This window comes from Asanoa sp. NPDC049573, assembly GCF_040676615.1.
Lineage (GTDB): Bacteria > Actinomycetota > Actinomycetes > Mycobacteriales > Micromonosporaceae > Asanoa.
On record NZ_JBFAPI010000003.1, the window covers coordinates 148,788 to 170,309 of the forward strand.

Sequence of the window (21,522 nt, forward strand, 5' to 3'; positions counted from 1 at the left end):
CGTCGGCTGACCGAAAGTGACCGGGCAGGTTCGAACCGGGCGCCTGCGGGCAAGAGTTCATCTCATGGGTGGGGTTGGTGGCCGTTACCGGCTGGTCGAGCGGCTCGGCGCGGGCGGGATGTCCGTCGTCTGGCGCGGCTACGACGAGGTGCTCGGCCGCCAGGTCGCGGTCAAGGTGCTCGCGCCGTCGCTCGCCGCCGACCGGGTGTTCCGCCAGCGGATCCGCACCGAGGCGCAGGCCGCGGCCCGGCTGAGCCACCCGCACATCACCAACGTCTACGACTACGGCGAGTCCCGCGGCGCGCCCTACGTCGTGATGGAACTCGTCGACGGCGTGCCGCTGGCCGCCGTCACCACGCCCATGCCGTGGGCGGACGCGGTGGCCATCTGCACCGAGATCGCCTCGGCGCTGGCCGCGGCGCACGCCCGCGGCGTCGTGCACCGCGACGTGACGCCGAGCAACGTGATGCTGACCGCGGTCGGCGCCAAGGTGCTCGACTTCGGCATCTCCGCGGTCGTCGGCGAGCGTGAGGTCGGGCCCGACGGCTCGCTGCTCGGCACGCCCGCCTACATCGCGCCCGAGCGCCTCGACGGCGGCCAGGTGTCGGCGGCAGCCGACGTCTACGGGCTCGGCCTGCTGCTCTACCGCTGCCTCGCCGGCCGGCTGCCGTGGCCCGGCCGGTCGAGCACCGAGTTGCTCCGGTCGCACCTCTACGCCGAGCCGGCACCGTTACCGGAGATCGACGGCATGCCCCCGGCCGTGGCCGCGCTCTGCATGCGCTGCCTCGCGAAGGCGCCCGACGAGCGGCCGACCAGCTCCGAGGTGGTCGAGGCGCTCGCCGCCGCGGGTGGTTACGTGCCCCGGCCGGTTTCGCCGGCGCCCGCGCCGGGTGCCCTGGTCACCGGCGGCACGACGATCCTGCCCCGGACCGAGGAGCCGACCACCGACGCGGCCCGCGGGTTCGTGCCGGCGGCTGGTATCGCCTCCGCCGCGCGGCCGTCGGTGCGTGACCTGCTGGCCGGCCGGCGCCGGCTGGTGCTGTCGGCCGCCGCCCTCGTGGTCGCGCTCGGTGCGAGCGGGATGCTGGCCGCCACCCGCGACGGCGGGCCGACCATCGGCACCTCCACGGTCCTGGCCGCACCCGCCTCCGTCGCACCGGCACCGCCGTCGTGCGAGGTCCGCTACGCGCTGCGGCGCGACTCCGGCCGGGCCTTCGACGCCGACCTGACCGTAGTCAACGCCGGCAAGGCTCCGGTGACCGACTGGTCGCTGGCGTTCACCTTCCCCGGCGACCAGAAGCTGACCGGGGCCGCCTCGGCCAAGGTCGAGCAGCAGGGCAGCACGGTGGTGGTCCGCCCGGCCGGTGGGTCGGGCGCGGTGCCGGCGGGAGGCGCGAAAGGGATGCGGCTGACCGGCAGCTACGCGCGGTCCAACGCGTTCCCGGTCGAGTTCCGGCTCGACGGCGAGTTCTGCACCCCGAGGCTGTCGACGGCCACGGCGGCCACGGCGCCGACCAGCGCCGGGAAGACGGCCACCCGCAGCGCCGGCCGGGCGGCCGGGAACGAGCCGGCACCGCCCAAGCCGAAGAAGGACGACCCGAGCGGCAAGGGTCCCGGCCCCAAGGACGACAAGGCGAAGGAGCCGAAGGGCCCCGGCGGCCCCGGAAAAGGCTAGGTCGTCGCGGCGAACTTCTGCACCTTCGTCGCGGGACCGGAGACGATCAGCGTGGCGTTCTCCGGGATGACGGTGTCGGGGCCCGCGAACGCGAACTCCTTGCCCGGCTCTTTCACACCAACGACCGTGACACCGTGCTTGGTGCGAAGTTGCAGGTCAGCCAGCGTCTGACCGACTTTCGCGTGCGGCGCTCGGGTCTTGGCGATCGCGAAGTCGTCGTCGAACTCGATGAAGTCGATCATCCGGCTGGTGATCAGGTGCGCGACCCGGTCGCCCATCGCCGACTCCGGATAGATCACCTTGGTCGCGCCGACCGACGAGAGGATCTTGCCGTGCTTCGCCGAGATGGCCTTGGCCCAGATGTGCGGCACGCCGACCTCGACCAGCGCGAGCACGGTCAGGATGCTCTGCTCCATGTGGGTGCCGATGCCGACCACGGCGTGCGTGAAGTCGGGGACGCCGAGTTGGCGGAGCGCGTCTTCGTCGGTCGAGTCGGCCTCGGCCACGTGGGTGAGCCGCTCCGACCACTCCTGCACCAGCTTGGGGTCGTTGTCGATGCCGAGCACCTCGTGACCCAGCTTCTGCAGTGTGCCGGCGACCGCGCCGCCGAACCGTCCGAGCCCGATCACCACGACGTTGTCGTCACGTCCGATGTCAGCCAACGATGGGTCGCTCCTCCGCGTATCGGTAAAGCCGGCGCTGGGTGTTGAGGGCGATCGCCGACCCTACCGCGATTGTCCCAACCCGGCCGATGAACATCAGCACAACCAGGATCAGCTGCCCGGTCGTGGGCAGGCTCGGCGTGATTCCGGTGGACAGCCCGACGGTGGCGAAGGCGGAGGTCACCTCGAAGACCGCCGCCTCGAACGAGACGTCGCCGGTCGCCTCCAGCAGCGCGAACGTGCCGGCGGCGACCAGGCCCACGCCCAGCAGCGCGACGGTGATCGCCTGGCGTTGGGTGCTCTCCGCGATCCGCCGCTTGCCGATCACCACGTCGGGCTCACCGCGCAGCTCGGCCAGGATCACGAAGGCCAGCAGGAAGAACGTGGTCAGCTTGATGCCGCCCGCGGTGCTGGCGCTGCCGCCGCCGATGAACATCAACCCGGTCGACACGGCGAGCGTCTCGCTGTGGAAGGCGCCCACGTCGACCGTGTTGAACCCGCCCGACCGGGTCATCGCGTCCTGGAAGAACGCGGCGAGCATCTTCTCACCGACGCCGAGCGGCCCGAGCGTGTCGGGATTGTTCCACTCGAGCCCGAGCAGCGAGAAGAAGCCGAAGAACAGCAACACGATGCCGCCGAAGACGGTCAGCCGGGTGTGCGTCGACCAGGTCGACGGCCGGCCGATCTCGCGGAACAGCTCGAACAGCACCGGGAAGCCGATGCTGCCCGCGATCACGCCGATGGTCAGCGGGAGACATATCCAGGCGTCGTCGACGAACCCGACCAGCGAGTCGCTGAACAGCGCGAAGCCGGCGTTGTTGAACGCCTGGACCGCGTGGAACAGGCCGTACCAGGCGGCCTTGCCGAGCGGGTAGTCGTACCCCAGCCAGAACCGTCCGCCGACGATCACCGCGATGGTGATCTCGAAGCCGGCCATGGTCAGGGCGATCCGGCCGAGCACCGAGCGCACGTCGCCGAGCTTGAGCGACGAGTCCTCGGCCTGCGCCATCAGCCGGCTGCGCAGCCCCAGCCGCTGCGAGACGAGCAGCGCGAGCAGCGTCGCCATCGCCATGATGCCGAAGCCGCCGATCTGGGTGAGCACGGTCAGCAGCACCTGGCCGAACCCGGTCCAGTAGGTCGCCGTGTCCACCACCGCCAGGCCGGTCACGCAGACCGCGGAGGTGGCGGTGAACAGCGCGGTGACGAACGGCGCGCCGCCCGGCTCGACACGGGCACCGGGCAGCATCATCAGCAGCGTCCCGATCACGACCGCGCCGAGGAACGCCAACGGCACGAGCCGGGCGGGGTGCTGCAGGCGGCGGCGCATCAGGCATTTCTTACCACGTTCACCGACGCGTCAAGCCCCGGTCGCCGGACATCGATTGACTGCGGCCCATGCGACGACGTACCGCACTTTCGCTCACCCTCGCCGGCGCGGGGATCGCGACCACGGGCATCGCCCCCGCCGCCGCCCTCGCCGACAAGCGCCACGACATCGACGAGCCGCTGGTCATCGGCCACCGCGGCGCCAGCGGCTACCGGCCCGAGCACACGCTCGAGTCCTACCGGCTGGCCATCCGGCTCGGTGCCGACTTCATCGAGCCCGACCTGGTGTCCACCAGGGACGGCGAGCTGGTCGCCCGGCACGAGAACGAGATCTCCGGCACCACCGACGTCGCCGACCACACCGAGTTCGCGGCGCGCCGGACCACCAAGACCATCGACGGGCTCGCGGTCACCGGCTGGTTCACCGAAGACTTCACCCTGGCCGAGCTCAGGACGCTGCGAGCCAAGGAGCGGCTGCCGCAGGTGCGGGTGGCCAACACGGCGTTCGACGGCCAGCTGCCGATCCCGACCCTCCAGGAGGTCATCGACCTGGCCCGGGCCGAGAGCAAGCGGCTCGGCCGGACGATCGGCATCTACCCCGAGACCAAGCACCCGACCTACTTCCAGTCGATCGGGCTCGCGCTGGAGGAGCCGCTGGTGCGCACCCTGCGGGCCAACGACCTGACCCGGAAGAGCTCGCCGGTGATCATCCAGTCGTTCGAGACGGCCAACCTGCGCAAGCTGGCCAGGATGACCGACGTGCGGCTGGCCCAGCTGATCGACGCCACCGGCCGGCCCTACGACTTCGTCGTCGCCGGCGACCCGCGCACCTACCAGGACCTGGTCTCGCCGGCCAACCTGCGCTGGATCTCCGGGTATGCCGACGGCATCGGCGCAAACAAGAACCTGCTGGTGCCCCGCGACGCCGCCGGCAGGCTGCTGGCACCGACCGCGGTGATCCGCGACGCGCACCGCACCGGGCTGGTCGTGCACGCCTGGACGTTCCGGGCGGAGAACCAGTTCCTCGCGGTCGACCACCGCATCGGCACCGACCCGAACGCGCGCGGCGACATCACCTCCGAGTACGAGCTGTTCTTCTCGCTCGGCCTCGACGGTGTGTTCAGCGACCAGCCCGATACCGCGGTGGCCGCCCGCGCGGCGCTGCCCGCATCGACGCACCGCTAAGCCGCCGGCACATCCCGCCGCCGTATATATGGGCGTGCGCCACATGGTAGGGGTCACACCATGGCCCCTACCGTGTGTCGCCATGACGGTAAAGGCGATGCGGCGGGCGTTCGTCACCGCCGCGACAGTGATAGCGGTGGCGGTATCCGCCACGGCCTGCGGCAGCCCGCAGGAGACGGCAACCGGGGGTGGCGGCGCCAGCACGGCCCCGGTCAAGGTCGGCATCGTCCACTCCCAGACGGGGGCGCTGGCCTCCTACGGCAAGCAGTACATCGACGGCTTCCGGGCCGGTCTCGCGTACGCCACCAACGGCACCAACAAGGTGGGCGACCGGGCCATCGAGGTGACCGAGGTCGACGACGCCGGCGATCCGGCCAAGGCGGTCGCCGCGGTCAAGGACCTGATCGGCAAGGGCACCAAGATCATTGCCGGTTCGACCGCGTCCGGCGTCGCGCTGCAGGTCGCGCCGCTCGCGGCGCAGAACAAGGTGCTCTGCATCTCCGGCCCGGCCGCGACCGACGCGATCACCGGGGTCAACAAATACACGTTCCGCTCCGGCCGGCAGTCCTACCAGGACGTGATGACGGCCAAGTCGTTCATCGGCGACGCGGCCGGCAAGAAGGTCGTGGTCTTCGGGCAGGACAGCGCGTTCGGCAAGAGCAACGAGGCCGCGGTCAAGGCGGTCATCGGCGGCGCCGGCGCCACCGTGACCAGCGTCCTCGCCCCCGTCAGCGCGACCGAGTTCACGCCGTTCGCCAGCCAGCTCAAGGCGGCCAAGCCGGACCTGCTGTTCGTCGCCTGGGCCGGCACCACCGCGCCGGCGATGTGGCAGACCCTCGACCAGCAGGGCATCCTGGCCAGCACCACGGTGGTCACCGGCCTCGACATCCGGGCGTCCTGGCCGACCTTCGGCGCGGCCGGCGCGAAGATCTCGTTCCTGTCGCACTACTTCGACGGTGCCAGCGACAACCCGGCGGCCCAGGCGGCCCGCGCGGCCGTCGGCGGCACGCTCGACCTGTTCCACCCCGACGGCTTCACGGCGGCGCAGATGGTCGTAAGGGCGGTCCAGGAGGGCGGCGACGACGTCGACAAGATGGTCAGCGCGCTCGAGGGCTGGAGCTTCGACGGGGTCAAGGGCAAGCTGACCGTCCGCGCCGAGGACCACGCCCTGCTCCAGCCGATGTTCCAGGCAACGCTGAGCGGCGACACCGCCAAGCTGGAGAAGACGCTCGCGCCCGAGGAGGTCGCCCCGCCGGCGGCCGCGATGAAGGGCTGAGCGAGTTGGCCGTGCTCCGCACGCAGGGGCTGACCTGGCGGGTGGGCGAGGTAGCGATCGTCGACGGTGTCGACATCGCCCTCGCCCCCGGCGAGTTCCTCGGCGTCATCGGGCCCAACGGCGCCGGCAAGACCTCGCTGTTCAACCTGGTCAGCGGGCTGCGCAAGCCGACAGCGGGCACGGTCTGGCTGGGCGGTGACGACGTCACCGCCCTCCCGCCGCACCGCCGCGCGCGGCGCGGTCTCGGGCGGACGTTCCAGTCGTCGTCGGTCTTCGGATCGCTGCCGGTACGCGAGAACGTCCGGCTCGCCGTCCAGGCGCACCGCGGCGGCTCGATGGCGCTGTGGCGGCGGGCCGCGTCGTTCGCGGACGTGGCCGAGGCAGCCGACCGGGCCCTGCACACCGTCGGCCTCGGCCACCGCGGCGACGTGCTGGCCGGCACCCTCGCGCACGGCGAGAAGCGCAAGCTGGAGATCGCCCTGCTGCTGGCCGGCGAACCGACCGTGCTGCTGCTCGACGAGCCGATGGCCGGTGTCAGTGCCGAAGACGTGCCCGAACTGGTCGCGGTGATCCGCGGCCTCACCCGGGGTGCCGAAGCCACTGGCCGGTCGGTCCTCATGGTGGAGCACCACATGGACGTGATCCTGGAGCTGGCCGACCGGATCGCCGTGATGCACCACGGCGCGCTGCTCGCCTGCGACACCCCGGAAGCCGTGATGGCACACCGGGGCGTGCAGGAGGCCTACCTGGGTGAGGGGCTATGACCGAGCCGATCCTGCGGGTCGACGAGCTGAGCGTGCGGATCGCCGGGCTGCACATCCTCCAGGGCGTCTCGTTCACCGTGGCGCCGTCCGGCGTGACCGCGCTGCTCGGCCGCAACGGGGTCGGCAAGACAACCACGCTGCGCGCGCTCGTCGGCCTGACACCGCGCGGCGGCGAGGTTTCCGGGTCAGCGCGGATCGGCGGGGTCGACGCACTGCACACGCCGACGCACCGGCTGGTCCGCGGCGGGCTCGGCTACGTGCCCGAGGACCGTTGCGTGTTCGCCGGGCTCACCGTGGCCGAGAACCTGCGGCTGGCCGAGCGCAAGGGCGCGGTTCCGGCGTACGACCGGGTGTATGCGCTCTTTCCCGAGCTGGCGCGGCGGGGCAAGCAGCGGGCCGGCACGCTCTCCGGCGGTCAACAGCAGATGCTCGCGATCGGGCGGGTGCTGCTCGCTGACAACCGGCTGCTGCTGGTCGACGAACCGACGAAGGGTCTGGCGCCGAAGGTGGTGACGGAGGTGGCGGAGGCGCTCGAAGCGGTCGCCGAGCAGGTGCCGGTGCTGCTGGTCGAGCAGAACCTGGCGGTCGTACGCCGGTTGGCGCGGGACGCGGTCGTCCTGGCCGCCGGCCGGGTCGCCTGGACCGGCACGGCCGACCGGCTGCTCGGCGAGGCTTCGCTGACCCGGGCGCTCTTGGGTGTCGGTTCCGCCGGGGTGCACGCCTGATGTCGACGCTGATCCTGCTCACGCTCACCGGGCTCGGGCTGGCCGCGCTCTACTTCCTGGTCGCCTCCGGGCTCTCGCTCGTCTTCGGCCTGGCCGACGTGCTCAACTTCGCGCACGGGCTGTTCCTGTCGGTCGGCGCCTACGCGACCTGGTGGGCAGCCGACCACATGCCCGGCGCCGGACCGACAGGGCTCGGGTTCGTGCTGGCCGCGGCGTTCGGCGTGGTCGCCGGCGCGGCGGTCGCGGCACTGGTCGAACTCGTGCTGATCCGGCCGCTCTACAGCCGGACGATCGAGCAGGTGCTGGTCACGGTCGGGCTCTCGCTGGCCGGAGTGGCGCTGCTGCAGGCGACGTGGGGTGCCGACCCGCGGCCGTTCCCCCGCCCATCGTGGACCCGTGGGGTGACCGCGATCGGCGACGCCCACATCCCGAACGCGTCGCTGCTGCTGGTGCTCGCGGCGGCCGCCGTACTCGCGCTGCTGCTGCTCTTCCTCCGGTTCACCCGGGTCGGCCTGGTGATCCGGGCCGGCGTGGAGAACCGCGAGATGGTCACCGCGCTCGGCATCGACGTGCGCAAGGCGTTCACGCTGGTCTTCGCGATCGGCGGCGCGGCGGCGGCGTTGGCCGGCGCGCTCGGCGGGGTCTACTTCGGGTCCGTCTCGCCGGCGCAGGGCGGATCACTGCTGATCTTCGCGTTCATCGTCGTCGTGATCGGCGGGATGGGCTCGGTGGTCGGTTCCGCGTACGCCGCTGTCGCGGTCGGTCTCCTGCAGCAGTTCGTCAACTACTACGGCACCGCCGGACTCGGCGACATCTGCGTGGTCGCGCTGCTCGCGATCGTGCTGCTGGTCCGGCCGCAGGGCATCGCCGGAAGGGCGGTCACGGCATGACCCAGGCTGTCCCGGTGAGCGCCGAGGCGCCGCCCGCGGCGACACCGCCGGAACTGGACACCGCGCCTGGCCGGCGCACCGGTTGGCGCCGGCTGATGGCGTTCGGCCCGCTGGTGGCGCTGGTCGTGGCCGCGATCCTGCCCTACTCGAACGTCCGGTTGCCCGGCATCTTCGACGGTGAGCTCAACTCGCCCGGCACGCTGCAACTCCTCGCGACCTGCCTGGTGTTCGGCGGCCTGGCCGCGGGTTACGACCTGCTGTTCGGCCGCACCGGGCTGCTCTCGTTCGGCCACGCCCTCTATTTCGCGGCCGGCATCTACGGCACCGACGTGCTGGTCACCCGCGCCGGCCTGCCGCTCTGGCAGGCGGCGGTGTTCGCCCTGGTCGGCAGCACCACGCTGGCCGCGCTGCTCGGCGCGATCGCGCTGCGCACCGCCGGCATCGCGTTCGCGATGGTGACGCTGGCGTTCGCCCAGGTCGGTGCGATCCTGGTGGCTCGCGACTTCGGCGGCCTGACCGGCGGCGAGGAGGGGTTGCCGATCGCCAGCGACGGGCTGCCCGACTTCCTGCTCGGGGTGGCCAACACGGTCAACCTCTACTGGCTGGCCCTGGCCTACGTCACCGTGGTGGTGTTCGTGGTCGCCCGGGTGGCTGGGTCGCCGACCGGCCGGGTGCTGGCCGGGCTGCGCGACGACGAGCGGCGGGTGGGCGTGCTCGGGCTGGATCCCTACCGCTACAAGCTGGTCGCGTTCACGCTCGCGGGCGGCCTGGCGGCCCTTGGTGGCGTGGTCTACGTGCTGGTCGTCGGCGGCGCCTCGCCGCACGTGACCAGTTCCGAGCTGACCCTGTCGCTGCTGGTGATGGTCGTGCTGGGCGGCCCGGGCACGCGCTGGGGCCCGGTCATCGGCGGCATCCTCTACATGTACCTGGACAACCGCCTGACCCACCTGGCCACCGACCTGCCGGGCCCGCTGTCCCAGCCCTTGTTCGTCCTCGGCGCCATCTTCATCCTGGCGGTCTACTTCTTCCCGGGCGGCCTGGCCAGCCTGGCCACCCGCGTTGCTCCGATCCGCGCCGCCCTCAGCCGCCGCCCGCCCCAAGAGCGCCGTTGAGCGACGGCGCCTTGCAGCGCAAGGATGCCGCGGCAGGACTGGATATCGTTTGTAGTAGCCAGCGCGGTCACGGCCGGAAAGGGACCGGTCGCGCCTGGAACAGGCAATGATCGCGAGGGCAATGACCGTGACGACAGGCAACTTCCGGCACCCGCGCTGCTGGGCGTCGAGCCGCGGCGGCTGCGACCAGAAGATCAGTCTTGAGCACTACGTCAGCGAGACAGTTCTGGGCGTCCTCGGGATCGAGCACCTGCGTAGCGTCGCTCATACGGGTGGCAGAGCGGATGTGAGTATCTCCCGCCGGAAATTCGGGTCCAATGTGCTCTGCCGCCGGCACAATTCGGACCTTTCGCACCTGGATGCGCACGCCCGCCTGCTGTTTCTTACGCAGCGTCTGTTGCGGGCGGAGATCAACGCAGTCGGATTCACGCCCGAAAACGAGCAGATCGACATCTCCGGCGACCTGCTGGAGAAGTGGCTGCTCAAATGCCTGGTGGCCCAGTCGGTGGCCAAGGTCTTCACGTCCCGCTCCGAGCAACTGCACCCTCCAGATCTTGCTCAGGTCGCAGCCTTAGTCTTCGACGAGACGCCATGGCCGCATCGCTGGGGACTGTGGATGCGGCACCGGCCGGACATCGTCCTTGACCTCCGCCGGGAGATGGCATTCCAGCCGATCCACATGTTCGGCGGCGACCAGTTGGGCGGCGGAAGCTGCTCGATCGGCGGCCTCGAGTTCTGGATCTCCCTCTTCAACCCGGCCGCCGGCGACGGCGGACCGTTCGACGGTGCCGTGCATCGGCCTTCCGGCATCGTTTATCAGTTTCCCGGCTTCACGAAGGTCATCGGGCTGCACTGGTCCGACGGTTCCCAAAATTCGTCGATCGCCTACCGTGTCGAGGTCCGCTGAGGGCCAGCGAACGGGCCTGACAAGCGCCCAACTCGCTGCAAACGCGGGCGGCCGGTTTGCCGATGAAGCCGAGCCTCGGGACATAGTCCCCACGCGCTCCTGACCCGCCGCCCGCGCGTGGCGCGGGATGGCTGTGCGCATAGCAAGGGCGTCGAAACCCGGCAGGCCAAGGGCAACTGATAGGAGAAGGGGGCGTGACCAACTGCGGGCCTGGCAGCGTCGCGGAGCGAGCGTTGTCCGGCGGGAGCGACGGTAGTGCCCCCGGCGGACCCGGGAACGGATCAGAACTTTGCCGTTGAGGTCCGGCCTGACGGAGCCGGGTTGGCTCCGGATTTTGATCTTAAACCTCCTAAAAAGGGCGAAACTCGCTCACAACCGGCATTCGTCCTCACAGGGACGAAAGATGTCATTAGGCTCGGTTCCGGAATACCCGCCTGTTACGGGGGAAGGACGGGGGGCCCAGATGACAACTCGAATACCCGGAAACGCGGTCAGGAACGAGCAGCGAAAACGGTTGCCTACGCCGCGACCTGCGGCTACCGGGCCCGACCTCGTCGCCTATCGGGACGCGGTCGAGAACCTGCTCATCGAACTGGCGGGGCACAGCGACCCGGGCGACACGGCCAAGGCCGAGACCATCCTGATCGAAAGGCTCGTAGAGCCTAACTTCACCGCCGTGCTCTCGGTGACGCCCCGCGGGCTCACCGGAACGGTGGAATGGCTGCTCAAAGAGGTCCGCAACTACAAGCCCAGCACCCGCAGTTCGGCCGTCGACCTGGCGGCCCAGGTGCGGATCTTCCTGCTCGCCCAGGTCGAGGCGATGTGGTGGGGGCAGACCACACCGTTCGCCACCACGACCGACGTGCTCACGTCGCCGGACCTGGTCGACATCGAGAAGCTGCGGCGGGCGGGTCTGCTGCCGTTCCGCTACCGGCGCCAGCCCAAGACGTTCGCCACCCGCGCGGTGCGGGCGGTGGCAAGGCGGGTCGCGCCGGACCGCTGGCCGCGGACGGCCGGCCTGCGGTTCACCTACAGCCGGCCGGAGACGATCGCGCTGCTCGGCCAGATCGCGACCGACTTCCAGAAGCAGGCGCCGCTGCACACTCCGGCGCTCTGGGTGACCAGCATGACCCGCAGCGTGCGGCACCAGCAGCACCTGCGTGACCTCGGGTACGCGGCGATGTCGCCCAGCGCGCACTGCGTGGGTTGGGCGGTCGACGTGGAGATGGCCTGGTTCGAGCGGTTCTCCGCGCGTACCGCGTTGGAGAAGGTGTTGCTCGACCGGCAGGCGGCCGGCGATGTCAACGTGATCGACGAGGGGCAGGCCTGGCACGTCTGCGTCAGCCCGGTCGCGGTCGCCGAACTGCGACGTGAGTTCGCCACCCACTACGAAACCGGGAGAAGGTGACCCGAGACTTTGTGCGGTATCGCGCTCATCGTCGGCAACGATGCCGACCCCGCGCTGTTCCGGCGGATGCTCGAATCCCTGACGCCACGCGGCGACATCCAGGAAGAGCTGCCGGAGGATCTGCGGACGATCGGTGGGGGGCCGGCGACGGGGTTGCTCGCCGGCACCCAGCGGCTGCGGATCGTCGACCGCGACCGGGCGGTGCAGCCCTGGGTCTCGCCCGACGAGGCCTGGGTGCTCTGCTACAACGGCGAGGTCTTCAACTATCGGGAACTGCGCGCCGAGTTGATCGCCGCCGGGCGTGAGCTGCGCAGCGAGAGCGACACCGAGGTCGTTCTCGAGGCGTTCCTGGAGTGGGGCGAGGCCGCGGTCGGCAAGCTGCGCGGCGAGTTCGCGTTCGCGATCGTCGAGCGGGCCACCGGGCGCGTGTTCATCGCCCGCGACCCGCTCGGGGTCAAGCCGCTCTACTGGTCGCGGCGCGGCGGGCGGATCCACCTCGCGTCGGAGGTCAAGGCGCTGGTGCCGGTCGGTGCGCGGGTCACCGAGGTGCCGCCCGGCCACCACGGCTGGGCCACGCCGGTCACCGGGCCGCGGCTGACGCCGTATGTCGACCTGCTCCGGCTCGGCGAGGACCAGGTGCCGATCGAAGACCCGGACGAGGCGGCCAAGCTGATGCGGGCCGCCTTGCAGGACAGCATCCGCTGCCGCGTCGACACGGACCTGACCGTGGGTGTGGTGCTCTCCGGCGGCCTGGACAGCTCGCTGACGCTGCTCCAGGTGCGCGAGATGCACCCCGACTGCGTCGCCTTCACGGTCGGCGCGCCGGGCAGCCCGGACCTCGACTATGCCAAGCGGCTCTGCCGCGACCTCGGTGTGCACCACGAGGTGGTCGAGCTCCGGCCGCGCGACGTGCGGATGGGCGAGATCCGGGAAGCGATCCGGATGGGCGAGCTCTCCGAGTACGGCGACATCATCAACGCCGTCGTCTCGGTGCCCTTGTTCCGCCGGGTGCACGAGACCGGCGTCAAGGTGGTGCTCACCGGCGACGGCTCCGACGAGCTGTTCGGCGGCTACCCGATGTATCACGAGGTCGGCCCGGCCGCGGCCCGCCGGCTCTTCCTGCACAAGATCCGCAACCTGTGTCGTACGGAGTTGCAGCGCGTCGACCGCACCAGCATGGGGCAGGGCGTGGAGGCCCGGGTGCCGTTCCTGGACCTGGCCGTGGTGGAACTCGCGATGCGGATGCCGCTGTCGCTGAAGATGCGCAGCGGCAAGGAGAAGTGGATCTTGCGGGAGGCGTTCGCTGACATCCTGCCCGACTACATCCGGCAGCGGCCGAAGAACCCGATGTCCTACTCGTCGGGCCTGCACGAGCGGGCCCGGCTCTACAAGGCCCGTTACGCCCGGGTGCACCATTCCTTCGGATACGGGCTGCTCGAACCGATCCGGCGCGACTTCGACAGCGTGCTGATGAAGTGCAACAACGACCTCGACGCGGCGATCCGCGAGTCGGCCGTGCGGCACGACTACACGCTGATGGAGCACGCCCGCGACTTCGCAGGGGCGCTGCGCTGGTTCACCGGCGCGCGAGCGCCCTACTGATCTGAGCGGCCGCTCCCTCACCCCTGGTAGAACTGTCCGGGTGAGGGAGCGGGCTGAAGAGATCCTGCGCCGGCTCGCGGGCGACCACGCGAGGCTGCGCGAAGACCAGTGGCGGGCGATCTCGGCGCTGGTCGAGGAGAAACGCCGGGTGCTGTGCGTGCAGCGCACCGGCTGGGGCAAGTCCGCCGTCTATTTCGTCGCGACCGCGCTGCTGCGCTCGGCCGGGTCGACCGGGCCCACCGTGATCGTCTCGCCGTTGCTCGCCCTGATGCGCAACCAGGTCGAGGCGGCCGAGCGCGCCGGCATCCACGCCCGCACGATCAACTCGGCCAACCTCGACGACTGGGACGCGATCCACGCCGACATCGCCGCCGGCGCCGTCGATGTGCTGCTGATCAGCCCAGAGCGGCTCAACAACCCCGACTTCCGCGACAACGTGCTGCCCAAGCTGGCGTCCACCACCGGCCTGCTGGTCGTCGACGAGGCGCACTGCGTCTCCGACTGGGGCCACGACTTCCGCCCCGACTACCGCCGCCTGCGCACCTTCCTCGCCGAGTTGCCGGCGGGCACCCCGGTGCTGGCCACCACCGCGACCGCCAACCAGCGGGTCACCGACGACGTGGCCGAGCAGTTGGGCGACGCGCTCGTGCTGCGCGGCCCGCTGGAGCGCGACTCGCTGCGCCTCGGCGTGCTGTCGCTGGAGTCGCCCGCGGCGCGGCTGGCCTGGCTGGCCGACCATCTCGACACGCTGCCCGGCTCCGGCATCGTCTACACGCTGACCGTCGCGGCGGCGACCGAGACCGCCGAGTTCCTCCGCCAGCGCGGCTACTCGGTGGCCAGCTACTCCGGGCAGGCCGACGACGCCGCCCGCCAGCAGGCCGAGCAGGACCTGCTCGACAACAAGCTCAAGGCGCTGGTCGCGACGTCGGCGCTGGGCATGGGCTTCGACAAGCCCGACCTCGGCTTCGTCGTGCACCTCGGCGCGCCACCGTCGCCGATCGCCTACTACCAGCAGGTCGGCCGGGCCGGCCGGGCCGTGCGCAACGCCGACGTGCTGCTGCTGCCGGGCCGGGAAGACGCGGCGATCTGGCGCTACTTCGCCTCGCTGGCGTTCCCGCCCGAGCAGCAGGTGCGCGAGGTGCTGCACGCGCTCGAGGCCGCCGGCCGTCCACTGTCGACGCAGGCGCTGGAGCCGATGGTCGACCTGCGCCGCACCCGCCTCGAGATGATGCTCAAGGTGCTCGACGTCGACGGCGCGGTCCGCCGGGTGCGCGGTGGCTGGGTGGCCACCGGCGAGCCGTGGGTCTACGACACCGCCCGGCTGCAGCGGGTCGCCGCGGCCCGGACCCGCGAGCAGGACAGCATGCGGGAGTACGTCGCGACGACCGGCTGCCGGATGGAGTTCCTGCGCCGCACGCTCGACGATCCCGGTGCGGCGCCGTGCGGCCGCTGCGACCGGTGCGCCGGCCCGTTCGTCACGGCCGAGGTGTCGGCGCCGGCGCTGGCCGCCGCGAACGCGTTCCTCGGCCGGGCCGGGGTCGACATCGCGCCGAAGAAGCTCTGGCCGACCGGGCTCGACGAGGTGCGCGGCAAGATCTCGCCAGCCGACCAGGCGGCGCCGGGCCGGGCGGTCGGGCGACTCTCCGACCTTGGCTGGGGCGGCCGGCTGCGCGAGCTGGTCAGCCCGGACGCAGCCGACGGGCCCGTGCCCGACGACGTCACCGGCGCGGTGGTCGAGGTGCTCAAGGACTGGTCGCGCGGTTCCGACCCGTGGGAGCGGCGGCCGGTCGCGGTGGTCGGCATCGCGTCGCGGCGCCGTCCCGCCCTGGTCGCCTCGCTGGCCGCCCGGATCGCCGAGATCGGCCGACTGCGGATGCTCGGGCTGGTCGAGCCGGGGCCGCAGGCGCCGCCGTCCGGTGGCGGCGCCCGCGGCAACAGCGCGCAGCGGGTCCGGGCCCTGCACGACGCGTTCGAGATCGGGCCCGACCTGGCTGCGGCACTGTCCGCCGTGGACGGTCCGGTGCTGCTGGTCGACGACCTCGTCGACTCCGGCTGGACGATGACCCTGGTGACCCGAGCGCTGCGGGCCGCGGGCGCGCCGGCCGTGCTGCCGTTCGCGCTGGCGGTCGCCGGCTAGCTTCTCCTGCCGGGGCGCCCGTACCCGTGGACGGGTTGGTAGTCGACCCGGTCGAAGCGGATCCGCTCGCCGTACTGGGGCGCGTGGATGATCCGGCCGCCGCCCACGTACAACCCGACGTGCTGGATGTTGCCGTAGTAGAAGACCAGGTCGCCGGGGCGCAGTTGGCCGCGGCCGATGTGGTTGACCGCGCCGTACTGGGCCCGCGCGTTGTGCGGCAGGCTGATCCCGGCGGCGGCCCAGGCGGCCGCGGTGAGGCCGGAGCAGTCATAGCCCTCGGGGCCGGACGCGCCCCACACGTAGGGCTTGCCGAGCTGTGCGTAGCCGAACCGGACGGCGGTGCTCGCGGCGCCCGGCGGCAGCGGCGGCGGGTTGGCCAGGATGGGCCCCGGGTCGGTGATGCCGAGGTCGAAGCGCATCTCGTCGAGCCGGGCGATCTCGCCCTCGATCTGCCGCTTTTTGGCCAGCAGTTTGTTGCCCTGCACCTGCTCCTTGGCGGCGAGCGTGTTGAGCGTCTCCTGTGCCGCGGTCACCTCGCGGTTGGCCGTGGCCAGCGACTCGATCGCCCGGCTGCGCCGGGTTCCCAAGGCCTCCAGCATGGCGAGCCGGCTGCCCAACTCCTGCGGCGAACCGGCGTCCAGCAGCCCGATCACGTTCGCCGCGCGCCCGGCCCGGTACGCGGCCGCGGCCAGGGTTCCCACCTCGGCGCTGCGGGCCTGCGCGGCCTGCTCCAGTGGCGCGATCCGGGCCCGCACCCGCTCGGCCTCGGCCCGACCGCGCTTGACCTCCAGGCGCAGGTCGTTGTATTGCTCGACGACGCTTTCGAGCTGCTCGGTGGCGGCCTGCAGGCGCTTTTTGAGCTGGTCGGCATTCGGCTCGGCGGCGGCCGGCGCGGCCAGCGGACCGAGCAGGGCGAGCACGGCGGCGGCCGTGGTCAATGCGCGGCGCGCACCTCGTGTGATGATCGGCACGCACGGTTAACGATTTGCCCCCGGCAGAAGCCACGATCCGGGCATATCGGGCTGGCCAGGGGATACGCCCGGGGGGTATATTCGGGTCATGACCACGAACGACGAGACCTCCGCGTCCGGTCCCTACTGGTATGCCGCCGACAAGCAGGCCCTGCTGGGTCGCCTGAAGCGGATCGAGGGGCAGGTCCGCGGCGTCCATCGGATGGTCGAAGAGGACACCTACTGCATCGACGTCCTCACTCAGATCTCCGCCGCGACCAAGGCCCTCCAGGCCGTGGCCGTCGGCCTGCTCGAAGGGCACATCGCCCACTGCGTGATGGAGGCGGCCGAAAACGGCAGCGACCCGTCCGCCAAGGTCAAAGAGGCGTCCGACGCGATCGCCCGGCTCGTCCGCTCCTGAACCGCCCCGGGAGGCTTTCTCATGTCCAGCACCGCGACCTATACCGTCACCGGCATGACCTGCTCGCACTGCGTCAGTGCGGTGACCGGTGAGCTCAGTGCCCTGCCGGGCGTCACCGACGTGCGGATCGACCTGGCGACCGGCGCGGTCGCGGTGACCAGCGACGCACCCCTCGCCGACGGCGACGTGCGGGCCGCGGTCGACGAGGCCGGCTACGAGCTGGCCACCGCCGATGCCTGAGGCCGCGCCGACCAAGACCCGCGGCGCCGCGGCGCCGCCACCGACCGACGGCTCCGACCGCTCCGGGCTGCGCGTCGGCCTGTTCGTCGCCGGCCTGGTCTTCGCGCTGGTCGGCGGCTTCGGCCTGGGCAAGCTGACCAGCGACGGTTCGGCACCCGCCGACGGTGCCGGCGCCGCCGCCGGCATGACCATGGACCCGGCCAACCACACCCACGCGCCCGGCACCGCACCGCACGATCACAGTGCCGCCGGCGGGATGACCGCGACGGCCGGCGCCGACCTGGGCGGGCTGAGCCTGAGCGGCAGCGGCTACACCCTGGTCCCGGCCGCCACCGACTTCGCCGCAGGCAAGGCCGCCCCGTTCCGGTTCACCGTGCAGGGCACCGACCGGCAGCCGGTCAAGCAGTTCGCGGTCGTCCACGAGAAGCAGATGCACCTGGTGGTGGCCCGCCGCGACCTGTCCGGCTATCAGCACCTGCACCCGACGATGGCGGCCGACGGCACCTGGAGCATCCCGCTGACGCTCGGCTCGCCGGGCCTGTGGCGGGCGTTCGCCGACTTCACCGTGGTCGACCCGACGGGCGCGCAGATCGCCGCGACGCTCGGCACCGACCTGGTGGTGGCCGGCGACTACGCTCCCGTCGCCCTGCCCGCCGCGGCACGCGAGGCGACCGCCGGTGAGTTCACCGTCACCTTCGAGGGCACCCCGACCGTGGGCGCGACCCAACCGTTGCAGTTCCGGGTGTTCCGCAACGGCAGCCCGGTCACCGATCTCGAGCCCTACCTCGGCTCGTACGGGCACCTGGTCGTGCTCCGCCAGGGCGACCTCGGCTATCTGCACGTGCACCCCGACGAGCAGCGGGTGCCCGGGACCGTCAAGTTCTGGCTGGCCGCACCGAGCCCGGGCAGCTACCGGGCGTTCTTCGACTTCCAGGTCGCCGGCCAGGTGCACACGGCGTCGTTCACCATGAAGATCGCTTAGGGCCTACGCGGACTTGCGGATCGGCCGGGTGGCCAGGCGGCGCAGGGCCTCGCGGATGTGCCGCTTCTCCGCGGTGGAGACCGTGGGGTCGGTCAGCCGGTCGAGGATGACCTGGAGGTCTTTGTCGACCCGGCTGGGCCGGGCGGTCACGCCCGGGCTGCGGCCCGGCATGTTGAGCGCCCGGAACGCCGCCGACACCGGCACGTCGAGTGCGGCGCAGAAGTTTTGCACCTTGGCGAGCTCGGGATAGTCGTGCCAGTCGCCGGCCAGCCAGCGGAACAACGTGGATCGACCGACACCTGTCTCGGAAGCCAGGTCGTTGACCGTCCAACCGCGGGCGTTCTTGGCATCGTCGACGGCCCGCCGGACGAAGCGTGCGAACGCTGCCTGCGGCGAGTCATCTGTGGCCATCGGCCTGTCGCCCTCCCCGCGGTCGAGAATCGTCACCGGAAAGGGTAACCCGCGCGGCCGAGATTGCAACGGGCCGTTCGGCCTATTAGTCCCATCCGCGGGACTGTTCTAGAGTCACCGGGTACCGGACCCGGCCCCGTCCGCGGGACCCGCTCATGGCGTTCCGCCCCGCCTGGTCCGGCGCTGTGGCCACGAGCTCTGGGTTTGTGGCGTGTCGGTGTGGTGTCCCGCCGGCGGGGGGTCGGCGAGACACCACACCGCGGGCGTCCCCCGTTTCACCGTCTTACGAGGCCGTTACCCGTCGTCTATGCTCACGCCCCGAGAGCAAAGAACGACGGGATGCGACTATGGCCCCACCAGAAGACCGCCCGGCTCCCTATCGACCGGGCGCGATAAGCCTCTTCTTCGTCGTAAAGGCGGGGATATTCGCGCTGGGCTTCTGGGCCTGGCTGCTGATCCTCGCGATCCAGGGTGGCCAGGTCGGCGGGTGGCATCTGTTCGCCACGGCCGGCGCGATCACCACCACGCTGGCCGGCGTGGCCCTCGGCATTCGGCTGGCGTTGCAGGCCAATGCCGCCGACCGGCATGCCGAGACACGCAAGATGCTCGTCGAGATCTCCTGGTCCGCGTTTGCCGCACAGGGCGCCGATGACCCCGGCAACGTGCTGCGCTTTCCGAGCGCGGTGCCCGACGACTCCGGCGGCTGGGCCACCCGCGAGGGCGGCGACCGCGAGCGCCGGCGCTAGCTGTTCAGCAGCTGTGCCAGCCGCGGCCGCACCTGCCAGGTGGTGACCAGCTCGTCGTACTCGGTGCGGGGTGTAGGTGTGCCGGTGAGCCGGGCCCGCAGCAGCAGGTTGCGCGGCGTGTGCGCCGAGTCGATGAACTCCGTCACGTCGACCTTGTAGCCCTGCCCGCGCAGCAGGGCGGCGCGCAGCGAATCGGTCAGCACGTCCGCGAATCGCTCGCGCAGGATCCCTTGAGCGGTGATCAGTTGGTACGGGCCGGGTGCCGGCTTCTGCCGCAGTTGCGCGGCGATGTCGTGGTGGCAGCAGGGCGCGGCCAGGATCCACTCGGCGCCCCAACCGACCGCCCGGTGCAGCGCCTCGTCGGTGGCGGTGTCGCAGGCGTGCAGGGCGAGCACCAGGTGCGGGGCCGGCTCGACGGCCGCCTCCAGGATCGTGCCGGCGGCGAACCGCAGCCGGTCGGCGTAGCCCAGTTTCTCGGCCAGCCCGTTGTTCCGGTCCCGCTGGTCCTCGCGTACGTCGACGCCGACCATCTCGACGTCGAGCCCCCGGCCTCCGGCGTCGACCGGCGCGGTGAGATAGCGGAAGGCCGCGAAGGTCAGATAGGCGTTGCCGCAACCCAGGTCAACGACCCGCAACGGGCTCGGCAGCCCCTCGGTGGGCAGCGTCGCGGCCAGCGCCCGCAGGAACGCGTCGACCTGCCGCCGCTTGGCGGCGCTGCCGCCGATCACCGCGAAGAGCGGGTCGCCCGGGTCGAGCAGGTGCTCGCGGACCCGATCGTGTTCCTGCGGCGGCGCACTGCCGTCGTCGGTGCTGTCCCGCCGGTGGACCTGGGCGTCGCCCTTCTTGGTCACCCGCAGCTGCACGGTCGACCCGGCGCTCTCCACGTGCCAGTTGCCGAACGGCTCGGTGAGCAGCGCGTCGACGGCGGCCTCGGCCTCCGGGCCGGGCGCGACGTTGCGGGTGTGCGGCCGGGCGCCGTCGTTGGTGACGATCTGCAGCCGGCGGCCGGCCTTGAGCGCGACGGGCCGAAGCTCGGCCCGCACGACCGACGGCTCGGTGCCCCGGCGCCGCCCGGCCGCGACCGCGCGGGTCAGGCCGGGATCGAGGAGCAGGTCGCGCACCTCGGCGAGCGCGGCGGACAGATCTTCGGGCATGGCTCTATTGTCCCCGCTCCGCCGGATCCCTCTCGGGTGGCGTCCCTGGACCGTTAGGTTAGGTTCCCCTAAGCTCTGGCCATGGTGCACGTCGCTGATGCCGAGGTCGGGCTGGCCGCCCGCGTCCGGGCACTGACCCGGGCCGACCACGAGGCGGCGGAGACCACGTCGTTCGTCACCGACCTGATGGCCGGCCGGCTCGACGTGGCGGCGTATACCCGGCTGGCGAGCCAGCACTACTTCATCTACGAGGCCCTCGAACGCGGCGGCGACGCCCTGCGGACCGACCCGGTGGCCGGCGACTTCGTCGGTTTCGGCCTGGAGCGCTTGCCGGCGATCGCGGCCGACCTGCACGACCTGCGCGGCCCGTCGTGGCGCTCGGAGATCAGCCCCTTGCCGGCCACCCGCGACTACCTGACCCGCCTGGCCGCTGCGGCTTCCGACCCGCCGGCGTACGTGGCCCACCACTACACGCGTTACCTGGGCGACCTGTCCGGCGGCCAACTGGTCCGAAAGGCGTTGCGGCGGGAGTACGGCCTGGCGGCCGACGGCACCCGTTTCTACGAGTTCCCGGGGGTGGCGATCGGTGCGGTGAAGCGCCGCTATCGCGAACTCCTCGACGCGGCGCCGTGGTCGGCGACGGAGCAGGATCGTTTCATCGACGAGGTGAAGAGGGCCTTCGCCCTCAACCGCGCCGTCTTCGAGGCCTTGGCGACGTCGCCCGCCGAGGCCGCGTAGCGCGCCACCCGGCGGTATCGCGGCACTTTGCTCTGCTGCCATATAGGCAGCACGTCTAGGGCGGCTACCGGCGAGGCTTTGCTCTGCTGCCGTATAGGCAGCACGTGCGGGCGCCTGGCGTTCTCCGGCTTTCCGCTTCCCGCATTGGTGCAGAGCAAGGGTTGATCCACACAAACAAGCGAGGCAGGGCCGACAACGGCCCTGCCTCGCT

Annotated in this window: 21 protein-coding genes; 16 read left to right on the forward strand and 5 right to left on the reverse strand. The window is 71.5% G+C overall.

Features of this window, described 5'->3' with window-relative positions:
* The first annotated feature begins 64 nt into the window (after nt 1-64).
* Nucleotides 65-1,675 carry a serine/threonine-protein kinase gene (locus AB0J74_RS07590; RefSeq protein ID WP_363445744.1) on the forward strand — a complete coding sequence of 537 codons (1,611 nt, stop codon included), beginning with the start codon at nt 65-67 and terminating at the stop codon, nt 1,673-1,675.
* On the opposite strand, the gene AB0J74_RS07595 is transcribed toward AB0J74_RS07590, so the two are convergent.
* Complete coding sequence (locus AB0J74_RS07595) at nt 1,672-2,337, reverse strand: TrkA family potassium uptake protein (protein WP_363445746.1); 666 nt, start codon at nt 2,335-2,337, stop codon at nt 1,672-1,674. The two genes, AB0J74_RS07590 and AB0J74_RS07595, sit on opposite strands and share 4 nt — an antisense overlap.
* Nucleotides 2,330-3,664 carry a potassium transporter TrkG gene (locus AB0J74_RS07600; protein WP_363445747.1) on the reverse strand — a complete coding sequence of 445 codons (1,335 nt, stop codon included), beginning with the start codon at nt 3,662-3,664 and terminating at the stop codon, nt 2,330-2,332. The genes AB0J74_RS07595 and AB0J74_RS07600 overlap by 8 nt, the downstream gene beginning before the upstream one ends.
* 68 nt (nt 3,665-3,732) lie before the next feature.
* Between AB0J74_RS07600 and AB0J74_RS07605 the strand changes: the two genes are divergently transcribed.
* The 10 genes from AB0J74_RS07605 to AB0J74_RS07650 all read left to right on the forward strand — a co-directional run bounded on the left by AB0J74_RS07605 (nt 3,733) and on the right by AB0J74_RS07650 (nt 15,669).
* Nucleotides 3,733-4,848: a glycerophosphodiester phosphodiesterase gene (locus AB0J74_RS07605; protein WP_363445749.1), complete on the forward strand. Its 1,116-nt coding sequence runs from the start codon at nt 3,733-3,735 to the stop codon at nt 4,846-4,848.
* Nucleotides 4,849-4,930: 82 nt separating this feature from the next.
* Complete coding sequence (locus tag AB0J74_RS07610) at nt 4,931-6,124, forward strand: substrate-binding domain-containing protein (protein WP_363445751.1); 1,194 nt, start codon at nt 4,931-4,933, stop codon at nt 6,122-6,124.
* Nucleotides 6,125-6,135: 11 nt separating this feature from the next.
* Nucleotides 6,136-6,888 carry an ABC transporter ATP-binding protein gene (locus AB0J74_RS07615; protein WP_363445753.1) on the forward strand — a complete coding sequence of 251 codons (753 nt, stop codon included), beginning with the start codon at nt 6,136-6,138 and terminating at the stop codon, nt 6,886-6,888.
* Nucleotides 6,885-7,613 (forward strand): ABC transporter ATP-binding protein, encoded by a 729-nt coding sequence (locus AB0J74_RS07620; RefSeq protein WP_363445755.1) that lies wholly within the window; start codon nt 6,885-6,887, stop codon nt 7,611-7,613. Before AB0J74_RS07615 ends, AB0J74_RS07620 begins: the two co-directional genes overlap by 4 nt.
* Nucleotides 7,613-8,503, forward strand: coding sequence for a branched-chain amino acid ABC transporter permease (locus tag AB0J74_RS07625; RefSeq protein ID WP_363445757.1), 891 nt, complete (start codon nt 7,613-7,615; stop codon nt 8,501-8,503). The genes AB0J74_RS07620 and AB0J74_RS07625 overlap by 1 nt, the downstream gene beginning before the upstream one ends.
* The gene (locus AB0J74_RS07630) at nt 8,500-9,615 is read left to right on the forward strand and encodes a branched-chain amino acid ABC transporter permease (protein WP_363445759.1); all 1,116 of its coding nucleotides are present in this window, start codon (nt 8,500-8,502) and stop codon (nt 9,613-9,615) included. Before AB0J74_RS07625 ends, AB0J74_RS07630 begins: the two co-directional genes overlap by 4 nt.
* Nucleotides 9,616-9,736: 121 nt before the next feature.
* The gene (locus AB0J74_RS07635; protein ID WP_363445761.1) at nt 9,737-10,522 is read left to right on the forward strand and encodes a hypothetical protein; all 786 of its coding nucleotides are present in this window, start codon (nt 9,737-9,739) and stop codon (nt 10,520-10,522) included.
* Between the two features lie 514 nt (nt 10,523-11,036).
* Nucleotides 11,037-11,930, forward strand: coding sequence for a DUF5715 family protein (locus tag AB0J74_RS07640; protein WP_363445763.1), 894 nt, complete (start codon nt 11,037-11,039; stop codon nt 11,928-11,930).
* A gap of 9 nt (nt 11,931-11,939) precedes the next feature.
* The gene (locus tag AB0J74_RS07645; RefSeq protein WP_363445765.1) at nt 11,940-13,532 is read left to right on the forward strand and encodes an asparagine synthase-related protein; all 1,593 of its coding nucleotides are present in this window, start codon (nt 11,940-11,942) and stop codon (nt 13,530-13,532) included.
* A 40-nt stretch (nt 13,533-13,572) separates the two neighbouring features.
* Nucleotides 13,573-15,669, forward strand: coding sequence for a DEAD/DEAH box helicase (locus tag AB0J74_RS07650; protein ID WP_363445767.1), 2,097 nt, complete (start codon nt 13,573-13,575; stop codon nt 15,667-15,669).
* Here AB0J74_RS07650 and AB0J74_RS07655 read toward each other — a convergent pair.
* A complete protein-coding gene (locus AB0J74_RS07655) occupies nt 15,666-16,607 on the reverse strand; it encodes an NlpC/P60 family protein (protein WP_363445769.1) in 942 nt (313 codons plus the stop codon). The genes AB0J74_RS07650 and AB0J74_RS07655 overlap by 4 nt on opposite strands.
* Before the next feature lie 121 nt (nt 16,608-16,728).
* Between AB0J74_RS07655 and AB0J74_RS07660 the strand changes: the two genes are divergently transcribed.
* Genes AB0J74_RS07660 through AB0J74_RS07670 form a run of 3 tightly spaced genes read left to right on the forward strand, consistent with a single transcriptional unit; the run spans nt 16,729 to nt 18,262 of the window.
* Entirely contained in the window at nt 16,729-17,040 is a 312-nt protein-coding gene (locus AB0J74_RS07660; protein WP_363445771.1) for a metal-sensitive transcriptional regulator, read from the forward strand.
* Between the two features lie 21 nt (nt 17,041-17,061).
* Nucleotides 17,062-17,280 carry a heavy-metal-associated domain-containing protein gene (locus AB0J74_RS07665; protein WP_363445773.1) on the forward strand — a complete coding sequence of 73 codons (219 nt, stop codon included), beginning with the start codon at nt 17,062-17,064 and terminating at the stop codon, nt 17,278-17,280.
* Nucleotides 17,273-18,262, forward strand: a complete 990-nt coding sequence (locus tag AB0J74_RS07670; protein WP_363445774.1) for a hypothetical protein — start codon at nt 17,273-17,275, stop codon at nt 18,260-18,262. The genes AB0J74_RS07665 and AB0J74_RS07670 overlap by 8 nt, the downstream gene beginning before the upstream one ends.
* A gap of 3 nt (nt 18,263-18,265) precedes the next feature.
* Here the strand turns inward: AB0J74_RS07670 and AB0J74_RS07675 are convergent, their stop codons facing one another.
* Entirely contained in the window at nt 18,266-18,673 is a 408-nt protein-coding gene (locus AB0J74_RS07675) for a helix-turn-helix domain-containing protein (protein ID WP_363445776.1), read from the reverse strand.
* 347 nt (nt 18,674-19,020) lie between these two features.
* Here AB0J74_RS07675 and AB0J74_RS07680 point away from each other — a divergent pair, with 347 nt between their 5' ends.
* Nucleotides 19,021-19,419, forward strand: coding sequence for a hypothetical protein (locus AB0J74_RS07680; RefSeq protein ID WP_363445778.1), 399 nt, complete (start codon nt 19,021-19,023; stop codon nt 19,417-19,419).
* Here the strand turns inward: AB0J74_RS07680 and AB0J74_RS07685 are convergent.
* Complete coding sequence (locus AB0J74_RS07685; RefSeq protein ID WP_363445780.1) at nt 19,416-20,573, reverse strand: SAM-dependent methyltransferase; 1,158 nt, start codon at nt 20,571-20,573, stop codon at nt 19,416-19,418. The two genes, AB0J74_RS07680 and AB0J74_RS07685, sit on opposite strands and share 4 nt — an antisense overlap.
* An 81-nt stretch (nt 20,574-20,654) precedes the next feature.
* Between AB0J74_RS07685 and AB0J74_RS07690 the strand changes: the two genes are divergently transcribed.
* Nucleotides 20,655-21,311, forward strand: a complete 657-nt coding sequence (locus AB0J74_RS07690; protein ID WP_363445782.1) for a biliverdin-producing heme oxygenase — start codon at nt 20,655-20,657, stop codon at nt 21,309-21,311.
* Nucleotides 21,312-21,522: the final 211 nt, after the last annotated feature.

Bases quoted from the DNA above. Each gene is read 5' to 3' on its own strand.
- AB0J74_RS07590 (WP_363445744.1), top strand. From the start codon at position 65: ATGGGTGGGGTTGGTGGCCGTTACCGGCTGGTCGAGCGGCTCGGCGCG.
- AB0J74_RS07600 (WP_363445747.1), bottom strand. From the start codon at position 3,664: ATGCGCCGCCGCCTGCAGCACCCCGCCCGGCTCGTGCCGTTGGCGTTC.
- AB0J74_RS07605 (WP_363445749.1), top strand. From the start codon at position 3,733: ATGCGACGACGTACCGCACTTTCGCTCACCCTCGCCGGCGCGGGGATC.
- AB0J74_RS07610 (WP_363445751.1), top strand. From the start codon at position 4,931: ATGACGGTAAAGGCGATGCGGCGGGCGTTCGTCACCGCCGCGACAGTG.
- AB0J74_RS07620 (WP_363445755.1), top strand. From the start codon at position 6,885: ATGACCGAGCCGATCCTGCGGGTCGACGAGCTGAGCGTGCGGATCGCC.
- AB0J74_RS07625 (WP_363445757.1), top strand. From the start codon at position 7,613: ATGTCGACGCTGATCCTGCTCACGCTCACCGGGCTCGGGCTGGCCGCG.
- AB0J74_RS07630 (WP_363445759.1), top strand. From the start codon at position 8,500: ATGACCCAGGCTGTCCCGGTGAGCGCCGAGGCGCCGCCCGCGGCGACA.
- AB0J74_RS07635 (WP_363445761.1), top strand. From the start codon at position 9,737: ATGACCGTGACGACAGGCAACTTCCGGCACCCGCGCTGCTGGGCGTCG.
- AB0J74_RS07660 (WP_363445771.1), top strand. From the start codon at position 16,729: ATGACCACGAACGACGAGACCTCCGCGTCCGGTCCCTACTGGTATGCC.
- AB0J74_RS07665 (WP_363445773.1), top strand. From the start codon at position 17,062: ATGTCCAGCACCGCGACCTATACCGTCACCGGCATGACCTGCTCGCAC.
- AB0J74_RS07670 (WP_363445774.1), top strand. From the start codon at position 17,273: ATGCCTGAGGCCGCGCCGACCAAGACCCGCGGCGCCGCGGCGCCGCCA.
- AB0J74_RS07675 (WP_363445776.1), bottom strand. From the start codon at position 18,673: ATGGCCACAGATGACTCGCCGCAGGCAGCGTTCGCACGCTTCGTCCGG.
- AB0J74_RS07680 (WP_363445778.1), top strand. From the start codon at position 19,021: ATGGCCCCACCAGAAGACCGCCCGGCTCCCTATCGACCGGGCGCGATA.
- AB0J74_RS07685 (WP_363445780.1), bottom strand. From the start codon at position 20,573: ATGCCCGAAGATCTGTCCGCCGCGCTCGCCGAGGTGCGCGACCTGCTC.
- AB0J74_RS07690 (WP_363445782.1), top strand. From the start codon at position 20,655: ATGGTGCACGTCGCTGATGCCGAGGTCGGGCTGGCCGCCCGCGTCCGG.